This window comes from Salmonella sp. NW177 (assembly GCF_051811585.1).
Lineage (GTDB): Bacteria > Pseudomonadota > Gammaproteobacteria > Enterobacterales > Enterobacteriaceae > Salmonella > Salmonella enterica.
In genome coordinates, this window is record NZ_JAMMZV010000004.1 from 95,036 (window position 1) to 115,948 (window position 20,913).

Here is a 20,913-nt window from a genome sequence, read left to right on the forward strand (position 1 = left end):
CTGGATGACTATTTCAAGCGATAGTACAGCTCGCGGTATGATTTCGCGGCAACTTGCCAGCTAAAATCCATCGCCATCGCCTGCCGTTGTACAAACCGCCAAAGCGAAGGCCGTGACCACAACACAAAAGCACGCCGAATCGCGCGTAGCAACGACCAGGCGTTACTGTCTTCGAAGACAAAACCGCTGGCGATACCGTCCGCCAGATTTTCCAGCGAACTGTCGGAGACCGTATCGGCCAACCCCCCGGTACGCCGCACCAGAGGCAGCGTGCCATACTTTAAGCCATATAACTGCGTTAAGCCGCACGGTTCGAAACGACTGGGCACCAGAATAACGTCCGCGCCCCCCATAATGCGATGCGAGAAAGCTTCGTGATAGCCGATCTGTACGCCAACCTGCCCTGGGTGTTCCGCCGCCGCCGCGAGGAACCCTTCCTGAAGCACCGGATCGCCCGCGCCGAGTAGCGCCAACTGCCCGCCCTGCTCCAGCAGCCCCGGTAACGCCTCCAGCACCAGATCCAGACCTTTCTGGTTGGTCAGACGGCTTACCACGGCGAACAGCGGCACTTTGTCGTTAACCTTCAACCCCATCGCAATTTGTAGCTGACGTTTGTTTTCCGCCTTCTCTTCCAGGGTATCGCGCGTGTAGCGCGACGCCAGCAGCAGATCGGATTCCGGATTCCAGATCTTCTCATCCACGCCGTTCAGTATGCCGGACAAGCGCCCTTCCAGATGACGCTGGCGCAGCAGGCCTTCCATACCATAAGCAAACTGCGGTTCAGTAATTTCACGCGCATAGGTCGGGCTCACCGCCGTAATATGGTCGGCATAGTACAAACCGGCCTTCAAAAAGGAGAGTTGTCCGTTGAACTCCAGCCCATGCATATTAAAGAATGACCACGGCAGTTCGATGTCATCCATATGCTTTGCATAAAACATGCCTTGATAGGCCAGGTTGTGTACGGTAAAGACCGATTTCGCCGGCCGCCCGCGCGCCGCCAGATAGGCGGGCGCCAGCCCGGCGTGCCAGTCATGGGCGTGCACCACGTCGGGGCGCCAGAATGGATCAAGTCCGCAGGCCATTTCACAGCCGACCCACCCTAACAGGGCAAAGCGCAGCACGTTATCGGTATAGGCATATAAATTCGTATCGTGATAGGGACTGCCTGGACGCTCGTACAGATGCGGCGCGTCGATCAGATAAATGCCCACGCCGTTATAATGCCCGAACAGCAGCGATATCTTACCTGCGAAAGTATCGCGGCGGCTCACCACATGCGCGTCGGGTATCCCCCGACGGATATCGGGAAACCCTGGAAGCAGAACGCGAACATCAACACCATCCGCAATTTGTGCCGCAGGCAACGCGCCTATCACATCCGCCAGCCCCCCAGTCTTCAGCAGGGGGAACATCTCTGAACATACATGTAAAACCTGCATTATCGCTCCTGTTTGACCTGCAGTTTGCGCAGCATTTCACGCGTGACCAGTACAATACCTTCTTCTGAACGGTAGAAACGACGAGCGTCCTCTTCCGCATTTTCACCAATCACCATGCCTTCCGGGATAATACAGGCACGGTCAATAACACAGCGACGTAAACGGCAGGAGCGCCCTACCCAAACCTCAGGTAACAACACTGCCGAATCAATATTACAAAAAGAATTTATTCTCACCCGTGGGAAGAGCACAGATTGCACCACCACCGAACCGGAGATAATGCAGCCGCCGGAGACCAGCGAGTTCAGCGTCATACCGTGGCTACCGGAGCGGTCCTGCACGAATTTCGCAGGCGGTAGCGATTCCATATGCGTACGGATAGGCCAGTTCTGGTCATACATATCCAGCTCCGGCGTCACCGAGGCTAAATCCAGGTTCGCCTTCCAGTAAGCTTCCAGCGTACCTACATCGCGCCAGTACGGTTCGGCTTGCGGATCGGACTGCACGCAGGAGAGCGGGAAAGGATGCGCGTAAGCCATACCTTCGCGGGTGATTTTGGGGATAATGTCTTTACCGAAATCGTGGCTGGACGCGTCATCTTTATCGTCTGCCGCCAGCAATTCATACAGGTAATCGGCGTCAAAAACGTAAATGCCCATACTGGCCAGCGCTTTGCTGGCGTCACCAGGCATCGCGGGGGGATTCGCCGGTTTTTCGACAAAATCAATAATCTTGTCGCTTTCATCGACCGCCATCACGCCGAACGCCGTCGCTTCTTTGATCGGCACCGGCATACAGGCCACCGTGCAACGCGCGCCCTTTTCAACGTGATCGATCAACATACGCGAGTAGTCCTGCTTGTAGATATGATCGCCTGCCAGGATGACGACATATTCCGCTTTATAGCGACGAATAATATCCAGGTTCTGGGTCACCGCGTCTGCCGTGCCGCGATACCAGTTTTCGCCCTTCATACGCTGTTGGGCTGGCAGCAGATCGACAAATTCGTTCATCTCTTCGCTAAACAGTGACCAGCCGCGCTGAATATGCTGCACCAGCGTATGGGACTGATACTGAGTGATCACGCCGATACGGCGAATCCCGGAGTTCAGACAATTAGATAAGGCGAAATCGATGATGCGGAACTTCCCACCAAAGTGGACGGCTGGTTTGGCGCGTTTGTTCGTTAAATCTTTTAGACGCGTGCCGCGGCCGCCGGCCAGGATTAGGGCAACAGATTTCAATGGCAGCTGGCGCGCCAACATTACACGATCGTTCTTCTCTAAACTCACCATGATTAACTCCTTTTTTATCCTCTCTGGAACACACACAGTCCATGCGCAGGTCCCTGCCAGACCGCCGTTATCACCGGATTATCCTCTCCAGCGAATGGGGGAACGGCGCGCCATTCCCCTTCGGGTAAAACTATATCTGTCACCTCAAGCGTGGCATTTATCGCAATCAGAAAACGGTCCGACAACAGAATTTGCATCAGCTTAGGCCCGTTTTGCCACTCATCCGCACTCAAGGGTTGCGCGTTTTTATTTAGCCAACGCACGTTGCCATCGCCTTCTTCCCACCAGCTATTGCCGGTTAAAGCCGGTATCTGCTGACGCAAACGAATCAGCGCGGCGGTAAACGTGGTTAACCCACGGTTTGCCTGCTGCCAGTCCAGCCAGGTTAAGGCATTATCCTGACAGTAGGCGTTATTGTTGCCGTGCTGGCTATGGCCATGTTCATCGCCTGCCAGCAGCATCGGCGTTCCCTGAGAGAGCAGTAGCGTCGCCAGCAGGGCATGAATGCTGTCGCGCCGCCGCTCCATTAAATCAAGCGGACCGCCTAATCCTTCTTTACCATGATTGTCGCTGTAATTGCTGTTGGTGCCGTCGCGATTTTCCTCACCGTTCGCCTCATTGTGTTTCTGATTGAAACAGACGCAGTCCCGGAGCGTAAAACCGTCATGCGCCGTGAGCAGATTGACAGAGGCGCCGGGCGCGCGGCCATTGCGTTTAAACACATCGCTGGAAGCGGCGAAACGACAGGCAAACTCCCCGGTCGTCAGGTTACGCGGCAACCAGAATCGGCGGGCCGCATCGCGAAAATGATCGTTCCACTCGGCAAACGGTGGCGGAAAATTCCCGACCTGATAGCCGCCCTCGCCAATATCCCACGGTTCAGCAATCAGCTTGACCGTTGATAACACAGGACACGCTTTAATCGCGGCAAACAGCGGCGCATCCTGGCGAAACGTCGGCGTGCGCCCCATGACGGACGCCAAATCAAAACGAAAACCATCGACATGACAGGTTTCCACCCAATAGCGCAAACACTCGCACGCGTATTCCACCACGCCGGGATGGCTTAAATTGAGCGTGTTGCCGCACCCCGTCCAGTTGTGATAATCGCCATCGTCCCTTATCCAATAATAGCTACGGTTATCAATTCCGCGCAGGGAGAAGGTTGGACCGTCCAGATCCAGCTCGGCGCTATGGTTTAATACGATGTCCAGAATGACCTCAATCCCCGCGCGATGCAGCGCTTTCACCGCATCGCGAAACTCGTCCAGCGCCGTCTCGGGCGAACTGGCCCAGGCGGGATGCAGCGCGAACATCGCCATCGGGTTATAACCCCAATAATTGGTCAGCCCCATACGTTGCAGGCGCGGCTCGCTGGCAAACTGCGCCACCGGCAACAGTTCCAGCGCCGTAATGCCAAGCTGTTTGAAGTACGCCACCATGACCGGATGACCGAGCGCTTTATAGGTACCGCGTATCTCCTGGGGGAGTTCCGGATGCAGGTAGGTAAGCCCTTTGACATGTGCTTCATAGATGACCGTTTTTCCCCACGGCGTGCGCGGCGCGGCGTCATCTTCCCAGTCATAATGGTCGCTGATTACCACGCTTTTCGGCGCCACCGCCGCGTTATCGCGGTAGTCCGGTTCATCGTGTCCGCCGTGCAACAGCGGATGATCTTTTAGTTCGCCCTCGACCCGGCGCGCATAAGGGTCAAGCAGTAACTTCGCCGGATTAAACCGATGCCCCTGCGCTGGCTGCCACGGGCCATGTACGCGATAGCCATAGCGCAAACCTGGCCTGGCGCCTGCCAGATAACCATGCCAGACATCGCCGCGACGTCCTGGCAGGTCATAGCGACGCTCATTCCCTTGGGAATCAAAAACGCACAGCTCTACGCGCTCCGCATGAGCGGAAAAGAGCGTGAAATTCACGCCATGACCGTCATACGTTGCGCCATGCGGCGTTGCTTCGCCGATCGCAAGCTGCGTCATTCCCCCTCCCGCATCAGCCAGATCGTCGCCAACGGCGGTAACGTCAGGTTAAGAGAGTGCTGACGGCCATGGCTTTCGATCTTATCGCTGTGCACCACGCCACCGTTGCCGGTGTTGCTACCGTGATAATGCATCGAATCAGTATTGAGAATTTCACGCCAGCGTCCCGGCTGGTTGATGCCAAAGCGGTAGTCGTGGCGAGGAACGGGCGTAAAGTTGCTGGCGACGATGATCTCGTTACCGGCTTTATCACGGCGTACAAAAATCAGTACCGAGCGTTCATTGTCATCGACCACCAGCCACTCAAAGCCGTAAGCATCAAAATCCAGCTCATGCAACGCTTTATGGTGGCGATAGGTGTGGTTGAGATCGCGTACCAGACGCTGAACCCCGTGGTGCCAGTTATCGCCGCCCTCCAGCAGGTGCCAGTCGAGGCTGGCGTCATGGTTCCACTCGCGTCCCTGGGCAAACTCATTCCCCATAAACAGCAGTTTCTTGCCGGGGAAGGCCCACATCCAGCCATAGTAGGCGCGCAGGTTGGCGAATTTTTGCCACGCATCGCCCGGCATACGATCGAGAATGGATTTCTTGCCGTGAACCACCTCATCGTGCGACAGCGGCAGAACAAAGTTTTCGGTATGGTTGTACAACATACCAAAGGTCAGCTTGTCGTGATGATACTGGCGGTACACCGGGTCCAGCTTCATGTAGTCCAGCGTGTCGTGCATCCAGCCCAGATTCCACTTGTACCAGAACCCCAGGCCGCCCGTTTCCGGTGGACGCGTCACGCCAGAGAAGTCTGTCGACTCTTCCGCCATGCTGACCGCGCCGGGCACCTGCTCGCCAATAATGCGGTTGGTATTACGCAGAAACTCAATGGCTTCCAGGTTTTCACGACCGCCGAACTCGTTCGGTATCCACTCGCCCTCTTTGCGGCTGTAGTCGCGGTAGATCATAGAGGCCACCGCATCGACACGCAGCGCATCAATCCCAAAACGCTCCATCCAGTACAGGGCGTTACCCACCAGATAATTACTGACTTCACGACGACCATAGTTGTAGATCAGCGTATTCCAGTCCTGGTGATAGCCCTCGCGCGGGTCGCTGTGCTCATAGAGGTGGGTGCCGTCAAACTCCGCGAGGCTAAATTCATCGGACGGGAAATGGCCCGGCACCCAGTCGAGAATGACGTTAAGGCCCGCCGCATGGGCCGCATTGATGAAATAGCGGAAGTCGTCCCGCGTACCAAAGCGGCGGGTCGGCGCGTAGAGGCCGGTCGGCTGGTAGCCCCAACTGCCGTCAAACGGATGTTCGTTGACCGGCAAGAGTTCAAGGTGCGTAAAGCCCATCCATTTGGCGTAAGGCACAAGCTGATCCGCCAGCTCACGATAGCTCAGCCAGAAATTGTTATCCGTATGGCGGCGCCATGAACCTAAATGCACCTCATAAATCGAGATCGGCGCATCAAACTGATTGGCTTTTTGTCGTTCTTCGCTTGGCGTCACTTTCTCCGGCAGTCCGCAAATCATCGACGCCGTTTCCGGACGCATCTGCGCCTCAAAAGCATAGGGATCGGCTTTAATGCGCAGATTACCGTTCGCATCAAGCAGCTCGAATTTATACAGTTGTCCATTATGCGCGCCGGGGATAAACAGCTCCCAAATACCGCTCTCTTTGCGCAGACGCATCGGGTGGCGACGCCCATCCCAATAGTTGAATTGCCCGACAACCGAAACGCGGCGAGCATTAGGCGCCCAGACGGAGAAACGGGTGCCGGTGACGCCATCCATCGTATCGGCGTGCGCGCCCAGCGTTTCATAAGGGCGCAGGTGGGTGCCTTCCGACAATAGCCAGGCATCCATTTCCTGTATTAATGGACCAAAACGGTAAGGATCGTCGATGAGGTTCTGCTGTCCGTGCCAGGTCACGGCGAGTTGATAGCGAAAGAAATTTTTACGTCGGGGTAAAACGCCGCAGAAAAAACCGCGAGCGTCGAGACATTCCAGTTTACCGACTTTACGTCCGGTTTTGGGTTCAATCACCCATACATCGGTGGCGTCAGGTAATAGGGCGCGGACTTCTAGTCCGGCTTGGGTCTGGTGCATTCCGAGTACGGAAAAAGGGTCCGCAAAATGTCCTGCAATTAGCGCATTAATCACGTCTCTATCGATACGACTGGACATGGTTTGTCATCCTGTTTTGTGGCGTCACTCCATCTCACTGAATTCAACATCAGGTAGTGACACTTCTTTGACCTGAACGGCGCAGCACACTGTGCATCCTATCTGCGTCGTCCTACCTTCAGGTTAGGCTTAATACCCGTGGGATTAAGCTACCCTTAAAGAATAGCCAATGCTCTGCTTAACTCCTGATAAAAATGAAACATCTGCGTTTACTCCTGTATTACGCAAAAAAAGGGTGACGATGCACCCCTGGTTTAACACAAATTCCCCCGCCGGATGGCGGCGCGAGCGCGCCTTATCCGGCCTACAGAACCACACGCAGGCCCGATAAGCGCTGCAATAGCCACTACGCCAACTGGCGCAGCATTCGACGCAGCGGCTCGGCGGCGCCCCATAACAACTGGTCGCCTACGGTAAACGCCGACAAGAACTCTGGCCCCATGTTCAGCTTACGCAGACGACCAACCGGCGTAGTCAACGTGCCGGTCACCGCCGCCGGGGTTAATTCGCGCATAGTGATATCACGATCGTTCGGCACCACTTTCGCCCACGGATTATGTGCCGCCAGCAGTTCTTCCACCGTCGGAATGGATACCTCTTTTTTCAGCTTAATGGTGAACGCCTGGCTGTGACAGCGCAGTGCGCCGACGCGCACACACAAACCATCAACCGGGATCACAGAGGCAGTATTGAGGATCTTGTTGGTTTCCGCCTGGCCTTTCCACTCTTCGCGGCTTTGGCCGTTATCGAGCTGTTTGTCGATCCAGGGGATCAGGCTTCCCGCCAGCGGTACGCCAAAGTTATCAACCGGCAGCTCGCCGCTGCGGGTCAATGCCGTAACTTTGCGTTCAATATCAAGAATTGCGGAAGACGGCGTCGCCAGTTCATCGGCGACATGGCCATACAACTGACCCATTTGGGTTAACAGCTCGCGCATATGGCGCGCGCCGCCGCCGGAGGCGGCCTGATAGGTCGCGACGGATACCCAGTCAACGAGATTATGGGCAAAGAGACCGCCCAGCGACATCAACATCAGGCTAACGGTACAGTTACCGCCCACAAAGGTCTTCACGCCATTGTTCAGGCCGTCGGTAATCACGTCCTGGTTGACCGGGTCGAGAATAATAATGGCATCATCTTTCATGCGCAGCGTAGAAGCCGCGTCAATCCAGTAACCCTGCCATCCGCTTTCGCGCAGCTTTGGATAAATTTCGTTGGTATAATCGCCGCCCTGGCAGGTCACGATGATATCGAGCGCTTTTAGCGCATCCAGATCAAAAGCGTCCTGTAGCGTGCCGGTGGAGGTGTCGCCGAAGGTGGGCGCCGCCTGTCCAAACTGGGAGGTAGAAAAGAAAACAGGGCGAATAGCGTCGAAATCGCGCTCCTCTACCATGCGTTGCATGAGAACAGAGCCGACCATTCCGCGCCAGCCGATAAAACCAACATTTTTCATAGCGTTTTTTTCCTGCAAAGAGATGTGCTGTGTATGCGCGCCAGTATCCTGTGGCGCATCCTTCACCATACAAAAAGCAGCCAAAGTCGCAAGTGAAATTAATCAATGATAGCGAAGCCATCAGTAATGCGACTTATCCTGCCTTACCGCGCAAGCAGAAAGTCCAGTGGCGATTATCAGGGAATTTGCGTTAGGAAGGGAATCATTTCCGTCGCTGTTTTATTGATCCTAATTATGGATCAGCGTAGAAATTTGCCTGCTTTTATGCGCGTACTGAAACATGGCGAGGCAAAACGTCGTTGGGCGATTGCCATGCACACCTCAATAAAAAAACCGGGTAGCGATTACGCCTTACCCGGCTTACGGTGTCGATATGTGCCCGTTTCCAGGCCCGGTAAGCACCGCGCCACCGGGCAACAAGACTCAGCTCAGCAGTTGGAAAGCAATCATCCCGACAATCGCGCCGACCGTGCCGAGGATAGTTTCCATCATCGTCCAGGTCTTCAGCGTCTGTGCTTCGGTCGCGCCGGTAAATTTACCGAACAGCCAGAAGCCGGCGTCGTTAACATGAGAAACCACAATTGAACCGCCGGCGATACAGATAGAGAGCGCCGCCATCTGCGCGCCGGAGAAATTCAGTTGCTCAATGACCGGCATCACCAGACCGACCGCGGTTAAACACGCCACGGTCGCGGAACCCTGAATGATGCGCACCGCCGCCGCCAGTACAAAGCAGGTAATGGCAATCGGCAGTCCCATACCGGTTAACGCTTCGCCCAGCGCCGGGCCGACGCCGGAGTCAACCAGTACCTGTTTGAACACCCCGCCTGCGCCAATCACCAGCAGGATAATGCCCGCCGGTTGCAGCGCGTGGCCGCAGATTTCCATCACTTTGTCTTTCGGCATCCCCTGACGCATCGCCAGGCCGTAAATCGCTACCAGACAAGCGACCAGAATCGCAGTGAAGGGGTGGCCGATAAACTCAAACCATTCGTAAGCGGTGGAACCTTCCGGCACAAAACGCGCGGCGATCGTTTTCAGTCCTACCAGCACCAACGGCAGCAGGATCAGCGACAGGCTGAAGCCGAAAGAAGGCATTTTGCCTTCGCCCAGATGCGGCTCGGTAATGTCGTCAGGAATACGCAGCTCAACATAACGGCTGATAAAATTCCCCCACAGCGGCCCGGCGATAATCATGCCAGGAATGGCGGCGCACAGGCCAATCAGGATCATCCAGCCGAAATCAGCATGCATCTGGGAAGCCAGCAGCATCGGCGCAGGCCCAGGCAACAAAAACGCCGCGGCTGCCGCCACGCCCGCAAACAGCGGAATGACCAGCTTCACCAGGTTTGTGCCGGTATGACGCGCCATAGAGAACGCCACGCTTATCAGCAGCACAATCGCCACTTCAAAGAACAGCGGAAGCGCGCAAATCAGCCCGGCCAGGCCAATCGCATAGTGCGCGCGGTTATGACCAAAGGATTTAAGCATTTTCACGGCTATCTGATCGACCGCGCCGGTTTCATGCAGAATTTTACCGAACATCGCCCCCAACGCGACCACAATCGCCAGGAATCCCAGCGTGCCGCCCATCCCTTTTTCCATGGTCGCGGCGATTTTATCAAGCGGCATCCCTGAAAAAAGCCCCGCGCCCATTGAGACGACCATTAACGCGACGAAGGCGTGCATACGCGCCTTCATCACGAGAAACAGCAGCAGTAAGACGGAACCGACGGCGGTTAAAACCAGTGTTAATGTACTCACAGCGTACTGCCTTTATTGATGACCTCAATGGTGCTCGCCACGACGCCTTCCAGCGGCTGGTCGATATCTACCACCAGAACATCGCGTTCGTCGGCACCCGGCTCTTGCAGCGTTTCAAACTGCGTCACCAGCATTTGGGTTTTGAAGAAATGACCTTTGCGCGCTTTCAGACGGCTTTCAATGACGTCGAAATCACCTTTCAGATAGATAAAGGAGAGATTCGGGTTTCCCTCGCGCAGCAGGTCGCGATAGTGTTTTTTCAGTGCGGAACAGACAATCAGCGAGATTTTATTGGTTCGCTGCATCGCGAAAGCGGCGTCGTTCAGCGCCTGTAACCACGGTTTGCGGTCATCATCATTCAACGGCTCGCCGGAGGCCATTTTTTCAATATTGCAGCGCGGATGCAGAAAATCGCCGTCCAGAAACGCGGCATGAAGCTGATGCGCCACGGCGCTTGCGACAGCGGATTTACCGCTGCCTGATACGCCCATCAGAACGTAAACGTGGTGATCATGATTAGTCGTGCTCAAAGCGGGCCCCCACTCTACAAGTTGCAAAATTTGTTACGGGTAACTGTTATCGGTAACATTGTCCAACCGCACCATTCACGACGCAATGACCATTCGTGCCAAAAGTGAATAAGTGTGAGCTACTTCAAAGTTGTCAGACTAAATAGATCCGCCCGGTGACAAGGTGAAACCTAAATCTAACATTTTTGGCGTGACCGTTTCGCCGCGAATGCGGGCCAACAGACGTTCCGCGCCAATGCTGCCCATTCGCTCGCGCGGCGTCAGGACGCTTGCCAGACGCGGTTCCATCACCTGGCCGATGTCATGACCGTGGAACCCGGCGATCGCCATGTCGTCCGGGATTTTTAGCCCCAGGCGCTGGCATTCGAAGGCCGCCCCCACCGCCAGGTCATCGTTGGTGCAAAAAATACCGTCAAGCTGTGGGTATTCGCGTCGCGCCTGGCGCATGAGTTCGATACCGGAAGAGTAGGATGAAGATTGCTCCATCATCACACTGTAAGGAACCAGGCCTGCGTCCCGCATCGCCTGTTCATAGCCCTTCTGCTTGATGATAGTACGTTCGTCGAGGCGCGCCCCCAGATAGGCGATATGACGATGACCGCGCGCGATAATCGCGGCGGTCATCTGACGGGCGGCCTCGAAGTTGTCAAAACCAACGGCAATATCGAGACACGGCGACTGGCTGTCCATCAGTTCCACCACCGGAATCCCGGCGACTTCGATCATTTTTAAGGTGCGCGGCGTATGGGTACGCTCAGTGAGGATCAGGCCGTCGATATTCCAGGAGAGCATCGATTCCAGGCGCTCCTGCTCCATCTCCGGTTTATAGCCGTAGTGCGCCAGCATGGTCTGATACCCGTGGGCATCGGTGACGGCCTCAATGCCGCGTAACACTTCCGCAAAGACCTGGTTGGTTAAAGACGGCAGCAGAACGCCAATAGCGCGGCTGGTGGCGTTGGAAAGAATGTCAGGCGCGCGATTAGGAATGTACCCGAGCTCATCAAGCGCAGCCGCAATTTTACCCCGCAGCGCGACGGAGACCTGCTCCGGATTACGCAAAAAACGGCTGACCGTCATTTTGGTCACGCCCACACGGTCGGCCACATCCTGAAGTACGGGTCTTTTCTTTTTCATCGTCCTGAAAGGTATAAAAGGGATAGATTTGCCCAGTTTACCACGGACGTGCGGAATTAATGACAAACGATGAAAAGCCGGATGGCAACGCTTTCGCGTCTTATCCGGCCTACAAAAGGTTACAGCACGTTAGACTGGCGGCAAGTCAAACAACAACACTTCACTGTCGCTGTCGGCATGAATCGAGATTGCCTGCTCATCCCAAATCGCCAGGCCGTCGCTGGTCGTCGCTTTGGTACCGTTAATGGTCACGTTACCTTTTACCACCTGGATCCAGACGCGGCGCTCAGCGGCAATCTGATGCACCGACTGCTCATCTTTGAGCAGCGCCCAGCGGTACAGCTCCATATCCTGGTGGACCTTCAGCGAACCATCGCGAGCATCTGGCGAAAGCACCAGTTGCTTGCCCTGCGCGGCGTCGAAGCGACGCTGTTCGTAGCGCGGCGTGATGCCGGTTTCTTGCGGAATGATCCAGATCTGATACAGCCGCAGACGATCCGTTTTGCTCGGGTTGTACTCGGAGTGGCGAACGCCGGTCCCGGCGCTCATAATCTGGAATTCACCTGCCGGAACCTGTTCTTTATTGCCCATACTATCCTGGTGTTCTACGGCGCCTTCCAGCACATAGGTCAAAATTTCCATGTCTTTATGCGGATGCGTGCCGAACCCCTGGCCTGCGTCGATCACATCGTCGTTAATCACACGCAGCGCCGAGAACCCCATAAAGTTCGGATCGTAATAATCGGCAAAAGAAAAGGTATGCCAGGAGTCAAGCCAGCCATGATTCGCATGACCGCGGTCGTTTGCTTTGCGTAAGTAGATCATTGTGTTCACCCCCAGATGTTTTCGATGGAATAAGTGTGGACTCATTCCGTCCGGGATCATAGAGGGTGAAAATTGACTCCTCTGTTCAAAAAATATGAACAAGCCAAGAGGAGTCTGCGCAGGCTATTTAGCGAGGGTTATCGTCGCAGGCGATGCCTGTTCGAAAGCACGCTCGAGGATTTCCAGATTGGTAAGAACTTCAGATTCCTTGACGTAATTAGGCGTACCGACGGTCAACGTCTGGTACAGCGCATCATAAACGCGACCATAGTCACCCGTTTCCGGTTTCACCTCTTCTTTCACCGTAACGCCGTCATCGTTAACATATTCCAGCACACCGACGGATTCGTCAGCGGCAAAACCCGGCTCGCCAGGCATAATGTTCGCTTTCAGGCTGGTTTCTTGTTGATCGATACCGTATTTCACAAACGAACCTTTGGTGCCGTGAACAATAAACTTCGGATAGTCGATTTTCACCAGATGGCTGGTTTTAACGATAGCCTTCAAATCGCCATAAAACAGTTGCGCTTCAAAGGTGTCATCCGGATTCGCTTTATTACGCAGGCTACGAATATCATACGCGACATGATCCGGACGGCCAAATAGCGAAATAATTTGATCCATGGTGTGGACGCCAAGTCCATAGAATGCGCCGTCCTGCGGCAGGCCAGGTTTGGTTTCTGCTACCGGGCGGTAATAATCGAAATGGCTTTCAACTTCGACAATCTTGCCCAGTTTCCCGCTCTCAATCGCTTTTTTAGCCGTGAGAAAACAGGAATCAAAACGCCGATTCTGATACGGCGTGACGGTCAGTCCTTTGCTTCGCGCCAGGTCGAACAACACTTTTGCCTCCGCCAGCGTCGGCGTGAAAGGTTTCTCAACCAGCACATTTTTACCCGCTTCCAGCGCGCGTTTAGCGTATTCGAAATGGCTGTCAGCATGGGTACAGACGATCACCAGCTTTACCTGCGGATCGCCCAACACCTCATCCAGATCGCTGGTGAAGTGAATATGCGAATACTGCGGCGCCTGCTCTTCCGGTTTAGCGTGACGACGAAAAATATGCGCGACATGCCAGGTATCTTTCCGATTCAGAACGTAGGGGAGATGGTAACGGGTGGTACTTTTGCCGAATCCAATAAATGCGCAGTGTAAGGTCATGAGACGATCCTTTTGAAGATGATTGTTTACACCATAGCGCAAAGCGTGAGGAGACTGAATGTTGGATTCTTTGCCGGATGCGGCGTTGCCTTTTTGGGCCTACAAAAGCAGATGCCTCAAGATCGGGCGTAAGTGGCGCAGGCAGATTATTCACGGCCTGCGCGCAGGGCCCGGAGCGTACTAAATGTACGTGAGGAGCACGAGCACTTCCCGGGGACAAAATGACAAGTAAGCCAGGCTGAAACAAAACCCCAAAAAAAAAGCCAGCAAAAGCTGGCCAAAATAATACTGGAAGCAATGTGAGCAATGTCGTGCTTTCAGGTTCTCCGTAGGGGTTCCCCTGAATGCAAGGCAATAATAATCATTCTCATTCGCACTTGTCTACTTATTTTTGCAAAAAAATGCAGTTGACGGAATTTTCTTTCTCAGCGAGTGTAAATACACAATTACCCCTGCAGGAGATAAGGAATGAGTGAAATAGTGATACGCCACGCTGAACCGAAAGATTACGACGCCATTCGTCAGATCCACGCCCAGCCGGAGGTGTACCACAACACGCTACAGGTTCCTCATCCTTCCCTCGAAATGTGGCAGGCGCGGCTAACCGAGCAAGCCGGGGTTAAACAACTGGTTGCCTGCATTGACGATATTGTCGTTGGCCATCTTTCTATTCAGGTCACCCAACGTCCCCGTCGCAGCCACGTGGCCGATTTTGGTATCTGCGTGGATGCCCGGTGGCACAATCGCGGTATTGCCAGCGCGCTGATCCGCACGATGATCGACATGTGCGATAACTGGCTGCGCGTTGACCGTATCGAGTTAACGGTGTTTGTTGATAACGAGCCCGCCGTGGCGGTGTATAAGAAGTACGGCTTTGAAATCGAAGGCACCGGTAAGAAATACGGCCTGCGCAACGGTGAGTACGTTGATGCGTACTTTATGGCGCGCGTGAAATAGCGCTTCCCCGCCCCACCCTGTGGGGCGAAACGTCACAAACCTTCACAACATTCCAGTTATTACAACCTACTTCCCCTATATCAAAACAATAACCACCTGAATTTCATGGTTATTACCACTTTAAGCTTTATCACCGTTTTTTCCGTAATTTTAGCAATGTTAATATTACATTTTTGTTTTTTTTTGGTTTCTGCCATCACTTTATGGTGACAATCACAACAATATACTCCTCCCGGGACTAATTTAACCACGGTGAGGTAAAAAATGAAATTTGAACGCCATCATAGAATATTGAAGGAACTCAGTATTTCGGGAGTTGTAAAAGTTTCAAATCTGGCGAAAAGTCTCAAGGTAACAAAGGAAACTATTCGTTCAGATCTCAATGAGCTTGCCGGACAGGGATATCTTACTCGCTGTCATGGTGGTGCATTTATTACCCTTGATTCTCTTGATAACGTCGCAAAAAATGAAATTGCTTATGTGCTGGAAAAATATGAATCAGCGCAGAAAATAAAAAAAGGTCTCTCTGCCATGAAAAATAATGTATGTGTTATTGGCTCGTTCAATGTTGATATCATCAGTTATCTACCGAGATTACCCTCAACGGGAGAATCATTGCTGGCCGATAAATTTATTTTTTCACCCGGCGGTAAGGGATGTAATCAGGCATTAGCAGCAAGCTATGCCGACTCTGATGTGCATTTTATTACTAAAGTCGGCTCAGACCATTTTAGCGATTACGCCATTAATTTTATAAACTCATCAAAAATCCATAAAAGTGTTATCTACCAGACCAAAGAAACACAAACAGGTACAGCAACCATCATGGTGAATGGTGATACCGGAGATAACGTCATCGCTATCTACCCTGGCGCCAACATGACAATTTCCCCTGATGAAATCACCATTCAGAAAGAAGCCATTGTTCATTCAGATATTGTTCTTGTCCAACTGGAGACGAACTACGAAGCGCTGCAGCAAACAATTCGTCTCGCACAAAAAAATGACATACCGGTCATCATCAATCCAGCGCCGTACAATGACATGGTTAACACCATCATTGATAACATTGATTATATTACGCCAAATGAAACGGAAGCCGGCCTGCTGGCCAATATGGCGGTTAATGATATCGAATCAGCCAAATGCGCGGCCAAAATTATTCATCAGAAAGGCGTCAAAAATACCATTATTACATTAGGTAGCAAAGGTTCGCTTGCTTATGATAGCACACAATTCATCTATTCCCCGGCATTTCCGGCGGTTGTAAAAAATACTGCGGGAGCGGGTGACGCTTTCAATGGCGCCCTCGCATCTGGTCTTGCAAAAGGAAAGTCACTGGCATCCGCATTGTGCTACGCCAGCGCATTTGCCTCACTTGCGGTTGAAACGCCTAATGCCTCTGATATGCCGGAAAACGACTCCGTTCTTCATCGTATTCAGGGTTCACATTACAAACAAACTATCTCTACTCACTAAATCAAGGAGCAGACTATGAACAATACGCAGAAAAAACTAAAGGTGCTCTTTATTGGAGAATCCTGGCATATTCATATGATTCATTCAAAAGGTTATGACAGTTTCACCTCCAGTAAATATGAAGAAGGCGCTACATGGTTACTGGAATGCTTGAGGAAAGGCGGCGTTGATATTGATTACATGCCTGCCCACACAGTACAAATTGCCTTTCCAGAGAGTATTGACGAATTAAATCGTTACGATGTGATTGTTATTAGCGACATTGGTAGTAATACCTTCCTGTTGCAAAACGAGACATTTTATCAGCTAAAAATAAAACCAAACGCTCTGGAGTCCATTAAAGAGTACGTCAAAAATGGCGGTGGACTACTCATGATTGGCGGCTATCTGTCGTTCATGGGTATTGAGGCAAAAGCCAATTATAAGAACACCGTTCTTGCTGAGGTTCTGCCAGTTATTATGCTTGATGGCGATGACCGGGTAGAAAAGCCAGAGGGTATTTGTGCTGAGGCTGCCTCACCTGAACATCCTGTTGTTAACGGGTTCTCAGATTATCCGGTATTTCTTGGATATAACCAGGCCGTCGCCAGAGACGATGCCGATGTCGTATTAACAATAAATAATGACCCATTGTTAGTGTTCGGTGAATACCAACAGGGTAAAACCGCCTGCTTTATGAGTGACTGCTCCCCACACTGGGGAACCCAGCAGTTTATGTCATGGCCATTTTATACCGACCTGTGGGTCAACACGCTTCAATTCATCGCCAGAAAATAAAAAACAATGGAGTAACGAAAGTTACTCCTTTTATAAAATATAAGGATTGATGTATGAACAAGAATAAGTACTCAACCCCCTTACTGATGCTTGCCACCATCTTAGCCGGTATGCTTTCCCCGATGCAGTCTGCCGTTAATGGGCAGTTAGGACATTGGTTACAAGACGGTAATGCTTGCGCAGTAATCTCGTTTGCCAGCGGTCTGGTCGTCATGTTTTTTATTATTATTGCGCGCAAAGAAACACGCCAGCAATTCGCCGCAATCCCTACTCTGATTAAAAAGAGAAAAATTCCGCTATGGAATTGGTTTGCAGGATTATGCGGGGCGATGGTCGTATTTTCTGAAGGCGCATCCGCCAGCGCGCTGGGCGTTGCCACCTTTCAAACGGCATTAATTTCTGCCCTGCTTCTTTCCGGCCTGCTGTGCGACCGTTTTGGCATCGGTGTGGAGGAGAAGAAATATTTTACGCCATGGCGCATTACTGGCGCATTGTTCGCCGTTATCGCCACCATTTTTGTCGTGTCGCCACAGTGGCACTCAACCTCGTTTATCCTGCTCGCTATCCTCCCCTTTTTGGCAGGGTTACTCGCTGGCTGGCAGCCTGCGGGAAATGCGAAAGTCGCCGAGGCAACGGGCTCCATGCTGGTGTCCATTACATGGAACTTCATCGTCGGCTTTTGTGTCCTGGGCGCAGCGCTGGCGATACGTATCGCATTAGGCCATGTCACCATTCAGTTACCCGATACATGGTGGATGTATCTCGGTGGTCCGCTGGGTCTGCTGTCCATCGGGCTAATGGCGATTCTGGTGAGAGGCTTAGGGCTATTGATGCTGGGCGTAGCGTCAACAGCAGGCCAACTGCTTGGCTCAGTGCTAATTGATGAATTGATCCCTTCATTAGGCAATACGGTCTACCTGGTCACCATCATCGGTACGCTGTTCGCGTTAGTCGGTGCGATTGTGACCACCATCCCTGAATACAGAGCATCCAAAATGGCGCAAAGAATGGAGGTGTCAGAATGAAAGGTTTCCTGCAAACCGTAACAGGCCCGGTGGCGCATACGGATATGGGGCTGACGCTACCGCATGAACATCTGTTTAACGATCTGTCTTCGGTCGTAGACGAGCCACATTATGCTTTTTCACAGCAACTGGTGGGAAAGAAAGTCAGTGCTGACCTGCAGTGGGGGCTGAAACACGACCCATACTGCTGCGCCGATAACATGGACCGCAAAGAGATTGATGATGTTATCTTCGAAATCAATAACTTTATGTCTTTGGGCGGCAGGACGATTGTCGACGCCACCGGATCAGAATCCATTGGACGGGACGCCTCAGCGCTGCGAGAAGTTGCCTTAAAAACGGGTTTGAATATCGTTGCGTCATCCGGACCTTATCTGGAGAAATTTGAAAGTACCCGGATCCATAAACCTGTTGAGCTGTTAGCCTCACTCATTGATAAAGAACTGAATCAGGGTATTGGCGAGACGGATATTCGCGCTGGCATGATCGGTGAAATCGGCGTATCCCCCGCGTTTACCCAAGCGGAGCGTAACAGCCTGCGGGCAGCGTCTCTGGCACAATGTAACAACCCCCATACGGCGATGAATATCCATATGCCGGGGTGGCTGCGGCTGGGGGATGAGGTGCTGGATATCGTGCTGGAAGAAATGAACGTCTCTCCGGCAAAAGTCTCGCTGGCGCATTCGGACCCTTCAGGAAAAGATGTCGTCTATCAACGTAAAATGCTCGACCGTGGCGTATGGCTTGAATTTGACATGATTGGTCTGGACATCACCTTCCCAAAAGAAGGTGTCGCGCCGGGCGTTCAGGAGACCGCAGATGCAGTAGCGAATCTGATTGCATTGGGTTACGCCGACCAAATCGTTTTAAGCCATGATGTTTTTCTCAAACAGATGTGGGCGAAAAATGGCGGAAATGGCTGGGGGTTTGTCCCGAATGTCTTCCTCGCCTATCTGGCTGCTCGCGGAGTAGACAACGATACTCTGCGCAAGCTTTGTATTGATAATCCAGCCCGATTACTCACGGCATAATCTGCAAATAGCCCGGTGTCTGACACCGGGCCTGGAATTAAAAATCAGTATCCCGCCGTTAAATCACCCACGGAACGCGGGTCAGACGCACCGTACAGTTCGCCATCCGGTCCAACCATAATACTTTGGGTGCTGCCCATCGCTTCTTTCAGCGCGACTTTCTGCCCTTTCTGTTCCAGCAACTTCAGCGTATCGGGGCTGAAGCCCTTTTCTACCCGCAGTTCGTCCGGCAACCATTGATGATGGAAACGCGGCGCGTTGGTCGCTTCGGCGACGTTCATGCCAAAATCAATGCTGTTCACTACCATTTGCAGCACAGTAGTGATGATTCGACTCCCGCCAGGACTGCCGGTCACCAGCCAGGTTTTGCCCTCTTTAACGACGATAGTGGGCGACATCGACGACAGCGGACGCTTCTTCGGACCGACCGCGTTAGCATCGCCGCCCACCAGTCCGTATACGTTCGGCACGCCTGGCTTGGCAGAGAAATCGTCCATTTCATTATTGAGCAGAATACCGGTATTACCCGCCACAATCCCGGTGCCGAAGGTAGTATTCAGGGTATAGGTCACCGCCACGGCATTGCCGTCTTTATCCACCACCGAGAAGTGGGTGGTCTGGTTGCTTTCATACGGGGCCAGTTTGCCAGGTTTTATCTGGCTGGAAGGTTTGGCCTTGTTGATATCTATTTGATCGGCCAGCGTTTTCGCATAGGCTTTGTGGGTCAGCGCCTGCCACGGCACTTTCACAAAGTCCGGATCGCCCAGATACTCTGAGCGGTCAGCGTAGGCGTATTTTTCCGCTTCCGCCATGATTTGCATGGCATCGGCGCTGCCAAAGCCGTACTTCTTCATGTCGAAGTTTTCAAGAATATTAAGGATCTGTACGATGTGAATACCGCCCGAGGATGGCGGCGGCATGGAGAAGACCTGATACCCGCGATAGTCACCGCTGATTGGCGTACGCTCAACGGCTTTATAGCTGGCTAAATCCTCTTTGGTCATCAGACCGCCGTTCTTCTGCATTTCCCCGGCAATCTGGTCGGCAATCGCCCCTTTATAAAACGCATCCGGGCCGTTTTCGGCAATCATTTCCAGGCTTTTCGCCAGATTCTTCTGGACCAGCTTATCGCCTTTTTTCAGCGGCTCGCCGTCTTTCCAGAAAATGGCTTTGCTGTTCTCATGGTTGGGGATCACTTCGCTGCCGTAAGTTTTTAAGTCGTCGGCCAGCGCATCGTTAACCACAAAACCCTCTTCCGCCAGCTTCATCGCCGGACGCACCACTTTATTCAGCGGCATCGTGCCGTATTTCTCCAGCGCCAGCGAGAACCCCGCCACGGTACCCGGCGTACCGGATGCCAGATGCGACGTCAGCGACTTTTTCGCATCGGCGTTACCCTGATCGTCAAGGAACATATCGCGCGTAGCGCCAGCAGGCGCCATTTCACGAAAATCGATCGCCGTGGTAGCGCCATCTTTAGTGCGCAGCAGCATAAATCCTCCGCCGCCCAGATTCCCGGCTTGCGGATGCGTGACAGCCAGCGCATAGCCCACGGCGACGGCGGCATCCACGGCATTACCGCCCTGCTTTAAGATATCCACGCCAACCTGCGTCGCCATTGCATCCACGGACGCCACCATCCCTTGCGTCGCCCGCACAGGATGAAAGACATCTTCTTCAACACCATAGGAGACTGGCGGCGCGACGGGAGGATTGGCCACCGCGCTAAACGTCCCCCCGGCCAGCAGAGCGGCGATCGCCACCCAGCGCATAAACGTTGGTTTCATCGTTGTTTTTCTCCAGATAAATGGGTGTATGTCCCGTTTAATCCTGGTCCACAACGCTTAAAAAATCATCATCATGGCG

16 protein-coding genes and 1 pseudogene are annotated in these 20,913 nt (G+C 53.1%); 6 read left to right on the forward strand and 11 right to left on the reverse strand.

Translation table 11 applies throughout. From position 1 onward, the window contains the following. Window positions 1–8: 8 nt before the first annotated feature. From glgA to asd, 5 genes are all read right to left on the reverse strand, one after another. The gene (gene glgA / locus NA986_RS13260) at window positions 9–1,442 is read right to left on the reverse strand and encodes a glycogen synthase GlgA (protein WP_001197669.1); all 1,434 of its coding nucleotides are present in this window, start codon (window positions 1,440–1,442) and stop codon (window positions 9–11) included. Next, window positions 1,442–2,737, reverse strand: coding sequence for a glucose-1-phosphate adenylyltransferase (gene glgC / locus NA986_RS13265; RefSeq protein ID WP_000253994.1), 1,296 nt, complete (start codon window positions 2,735–2,737; stop codon window positions 1,442–1,444). Before glgC ends, glgA begins: the two co-directional genes overlap by 1 nt. A gap of 14 nt (window positions 2,738–2,751) precedes the next feature. Further along, window positions 2,752–4,728, reverse strand: a complete 1,977-nt coding sequence (gene glgX, locus NA986_RS13270; protein ID WP_023216693.1) for a glycogen debranching protein GlgX — start codon at window positions 4,726–4,728, stop codon at window positions 2,752–2,754. Continuing rightward, entirely contained in the window at window positions 4,725–6,911 is a 2,187-nt protein-coding gene (gene glgB, locus NA986_RS13275) for a 1,4-alpha-glucan branching enzyme (RefSeq protein WP_023216694.1), read from the reverse strand. The genes glgX and glgB overlap by 4 nt, the downstream gene beginning before the upstream one ends. 346 nt (window positions 6,912–7,257) lie before the next feature. Beyond that, window positions 7,258–8,364: an aspartate-semialdehyde dehydrogenase gene (gene asd / locus NA986_RS13280; RefSeq protein WP_000799940.1), complete on the reverse strand. Its 1,107-nt coding sequence runs from the start codon at window positions 8,362–8,364 to the stop codon at window positions 7,258–7,260. Between the two features lie 234 nt (window positions 8,365–8,598). On the opposite strand from asd, the pseudogene NA986_RS13285 reads away from it, so the two are divergent. After that, window positions 8,599–8,673: pseudogene (locus NA986_RS13285) on the forward strand (MarC family protein); the annotation flags it as partial. Window positions 8,674–8,787: 114 nt separating this feature from the next. On the opposite strand, the gene gntU reads toward NA986_RS13285, so the two are convergent. From gntU to NA986_RS13310, 5 genes are all read right to left on the reverse strand, one after another. Then, entirely contained in the window at window positions 8,788–10,128 is a 1,341-nt protein-coding gene (gene gntU, locus NA986_RS13290) for a gluconate transporter (RefSeq protein ID WP_000105950.1), read from the reverse strand. Next, on the reverse strand, window positions 10,125–10,658 hold the full coding sequence (gntK, locus tag NA986_RS13295; protein ID WP_000108342.1) for a gluconokinase: 534 nt from the start codon (window positions 10,656–10,658) through the stop codon (window positions 10,125–10,127). The genes gntU and gntK overlap by 4 nt, the downstream gene beginning before the upstream one ends. 138 nt (window positions 10,659–10,796) lie before the next feature. Continuing rightward, a complete protein-coding gene (gntR, locus tag NA986_RS13300; protein ID WP_000730239.1) occupies window positions 10,797–11,792 on the reverse strand; it encodes a gluconate operon transcriptional repressor GntR in 996 nt (331 codons plus the stop codon). Window positions 11,793–11,921: 129 nt separating this feature from the next. Continuing rightward, on the reverse strand, window positions 11,922–12,617 hold the full coding sequence (locus tag NA986_RS13305; RefSeq protein WP_000639789.1) for a pirin family protein: 696 nt from the start codon (window positions 12,615–12,617) through the stop codon (window positions 11,922–11,924). 123 nt (window positions 12,618–12,740) lie between these two features. Continuing rightward, a complete protein-coding gene (locus tag NA986_RS13310; protein WP_023216695.1) occupies window positions 12,741–13,778 on the reverse strand; it encodes an oxidoreductase in 1,038 nt (345 codons plus the stop codon). A gap of 468 nt (window positions 13,779–14,246) precedes the next feature. Between NA986_RS13310 and yhhY the strand changes: the two genes are divergently transcribed. The 5 genes from yhhY (at window position 14,247) to NA986_RS13335 (ending at window position 19,047) form a co-directional block, all read left to right on the forward strand. Then, a complete protein-coding gene (gene yhhY, locus NA986_RS13315; protein ID WP_001290278.1) occupies window positions 14,247–14,735 on the forward strand; it encodes an N-acetyltransferase in 489 nt (162 codons plus the stop codon). A 264-nt stretch (window positions 14,736–14,999) separates the two neighbouring features. Next, window positions 15,000–16,214 (forward strand): PfkB family carbohydrate kinase, encoded by a 1,215-nt coding sequence (locus tag NA986_RS13320; protein ID WP_023216696.1) that lies wholly within the window; start codon window positions 15,000–15,002, stop codon window positions 16,212–16,214. A gap of 15 nt (window positions 16,215–16,229) precedes the next feature. Further along, window positions 16,230–16,991, forward strand: a complete 762-nt coding sequence (locus NA986_RS13325; RefSeq protein WP_023181725.1) for a glutamine amidotransferase — start codon at window positions 16,230–16,232, stop codon at window positions 16,989–16,991. Window positions 16,992–17,044: 53 nt separating this feature from the next. Next, window positions 17,045–18,016, forward strand: coding sequence for a DMT family transporter (locus tag NA986_RS13330; RefSeq protein ID WP_023216697.1), 972 nt, complete (start codon window positions 17,045–17,047; stop codon window positions 18,014–18,016). Next, on the forward strand, window positions 18,013–19,047 hold the full coding sequence (locus NA986_RS13335; RefSeq protein WP_000675710.1) for a phosphotriesterase family protein: 1,035 nt from the start codon (window positions 18,013–18,015) through the stop codon (window positions 19,045–19,047). The genes NA986_RS13330 and NA986_RS13335 overlap by 4 nt, the downstream gene beginning before the upstream one ends. Window positions 19,048–19,091: 44 nt before the next feature. Here NA986_RS13335 and ggt read toward each other — a convergent pair whose 3' ends face one another. Then, window positions 19,092–20,834, reverse strand: coding sequence for a gamma-glutamyltransferase (gene ggt / locus NA986_RS13340; RefSeq protein WP_023216698.1), 1,743 nt, complete (start codon window positions 20,832–20,834; stop codon window positions 19,092–19,094). Between the last annotated feature and the right edge of the window lie 79 nt (window positions 20,835–20,913).

What these genes read in the sequence shown, in the direction of transcription:
- glgA (WP_001197669.1), bottom strand. Translation starts at nt 1,442, where the DNA reads ATGCAGGTTTTACATGTATGTTCAGAGATGTTCCCCCTGCTGAAGACT.
- glgC (WP_000253994.1), bottom strand. Translation starts at nt 2,737, where the DNA reads ATGGTGAGTTTAGAGAAGAACGATCGTGTAATGTTGGCGCGCCAGCTG.
- glgX (WP_023216693.1), bottom strand. Translation starts at nt 4,728, where the DNA reads ATGACGCAGCTTGCGATCGGCGAAGCAACGCCGCATGGCGCAACGTAT.
- glgB (WP_023216694.1), bottom strand. Translation starts at nt 6,911, where the DNA reads ATGTCCAGTCGTATCGATAGAGACGTGATTAATGCGCTAATTGCAGGA.
- asd (WP_000799940.1), bottom strand. Translation starts at nt 8,364, where the DNA reads ATGAAAAATGTTGGTTTTATCGGCTGGCGCGGAATGGTCGGCTCTGTT.
- gntR (WP_000730239.1), bottom strand. Translation starts at nt 11,792, where the DNA reads ATGAAAAAGAAAAGACCCGTACTTCAGGATGTGGCCGACCGTGTGGGC.
- NA986_RS13305 (WP_000639789.1), bottom strand. Translation starts at nt 12,617, where the DNA reads ATGATCTACTTACGCAAAGCAAACGACCGCGGTCATGCGAATCATGGC.
- NA986_RS13310 (WP_023216695.1), bottom strand. Translation starts at nt 13,778, where the DNA reads ATGACCTTACACTGCGCATTTATTGGATTCGGCAAAAGTACCACCCGT.
- yhhY (WP_001290278.1), top strand. Translation starts at nt 14,247, where the DNA reads ATGAGTGAAATAGTGATACGCCACGCTGAACCGAAAGATTACGACGCC.
- NA986_RS13320 (WP_023216696.1), top strand. Translation starts at nt 15,000, where the DNA reads ATGAAATTTGAACGCCATCATAGAATATTGAAGGAACTCAGTATTTCG.
- NA986_RS13325 (WP_023181725.1), top strand. Translation starts at nt 16,230, where the DNA reads ATGAACAATACGCAGAAAAAACTAAAGGTGCTCTTTATTGGAGAATCC.
- NA986_RS13330 (WP_023216697.1), top strand. Translation starts at nt 17,045, where the DNA reads ATGAACAAGAATAAGTACTCAACCCCCTTACTGATGCTTGCCACCATC.
- NA986_RS13335 (WP_000675710.1), top strand. Translation starts at nt 18,013, where the DNA reads ATGAAAGGTTTCCTGCAAACCGTAACAGGCCCGGTGGCGCATACGGAT.
- ggt (WP_023216698.1), bottom strand. Translation starts at nt 20,834, where the DNA reads ATGAAACCAACGTTTATGCGCTGGGTGGCGATCGCCGCTCTGCTGGCC.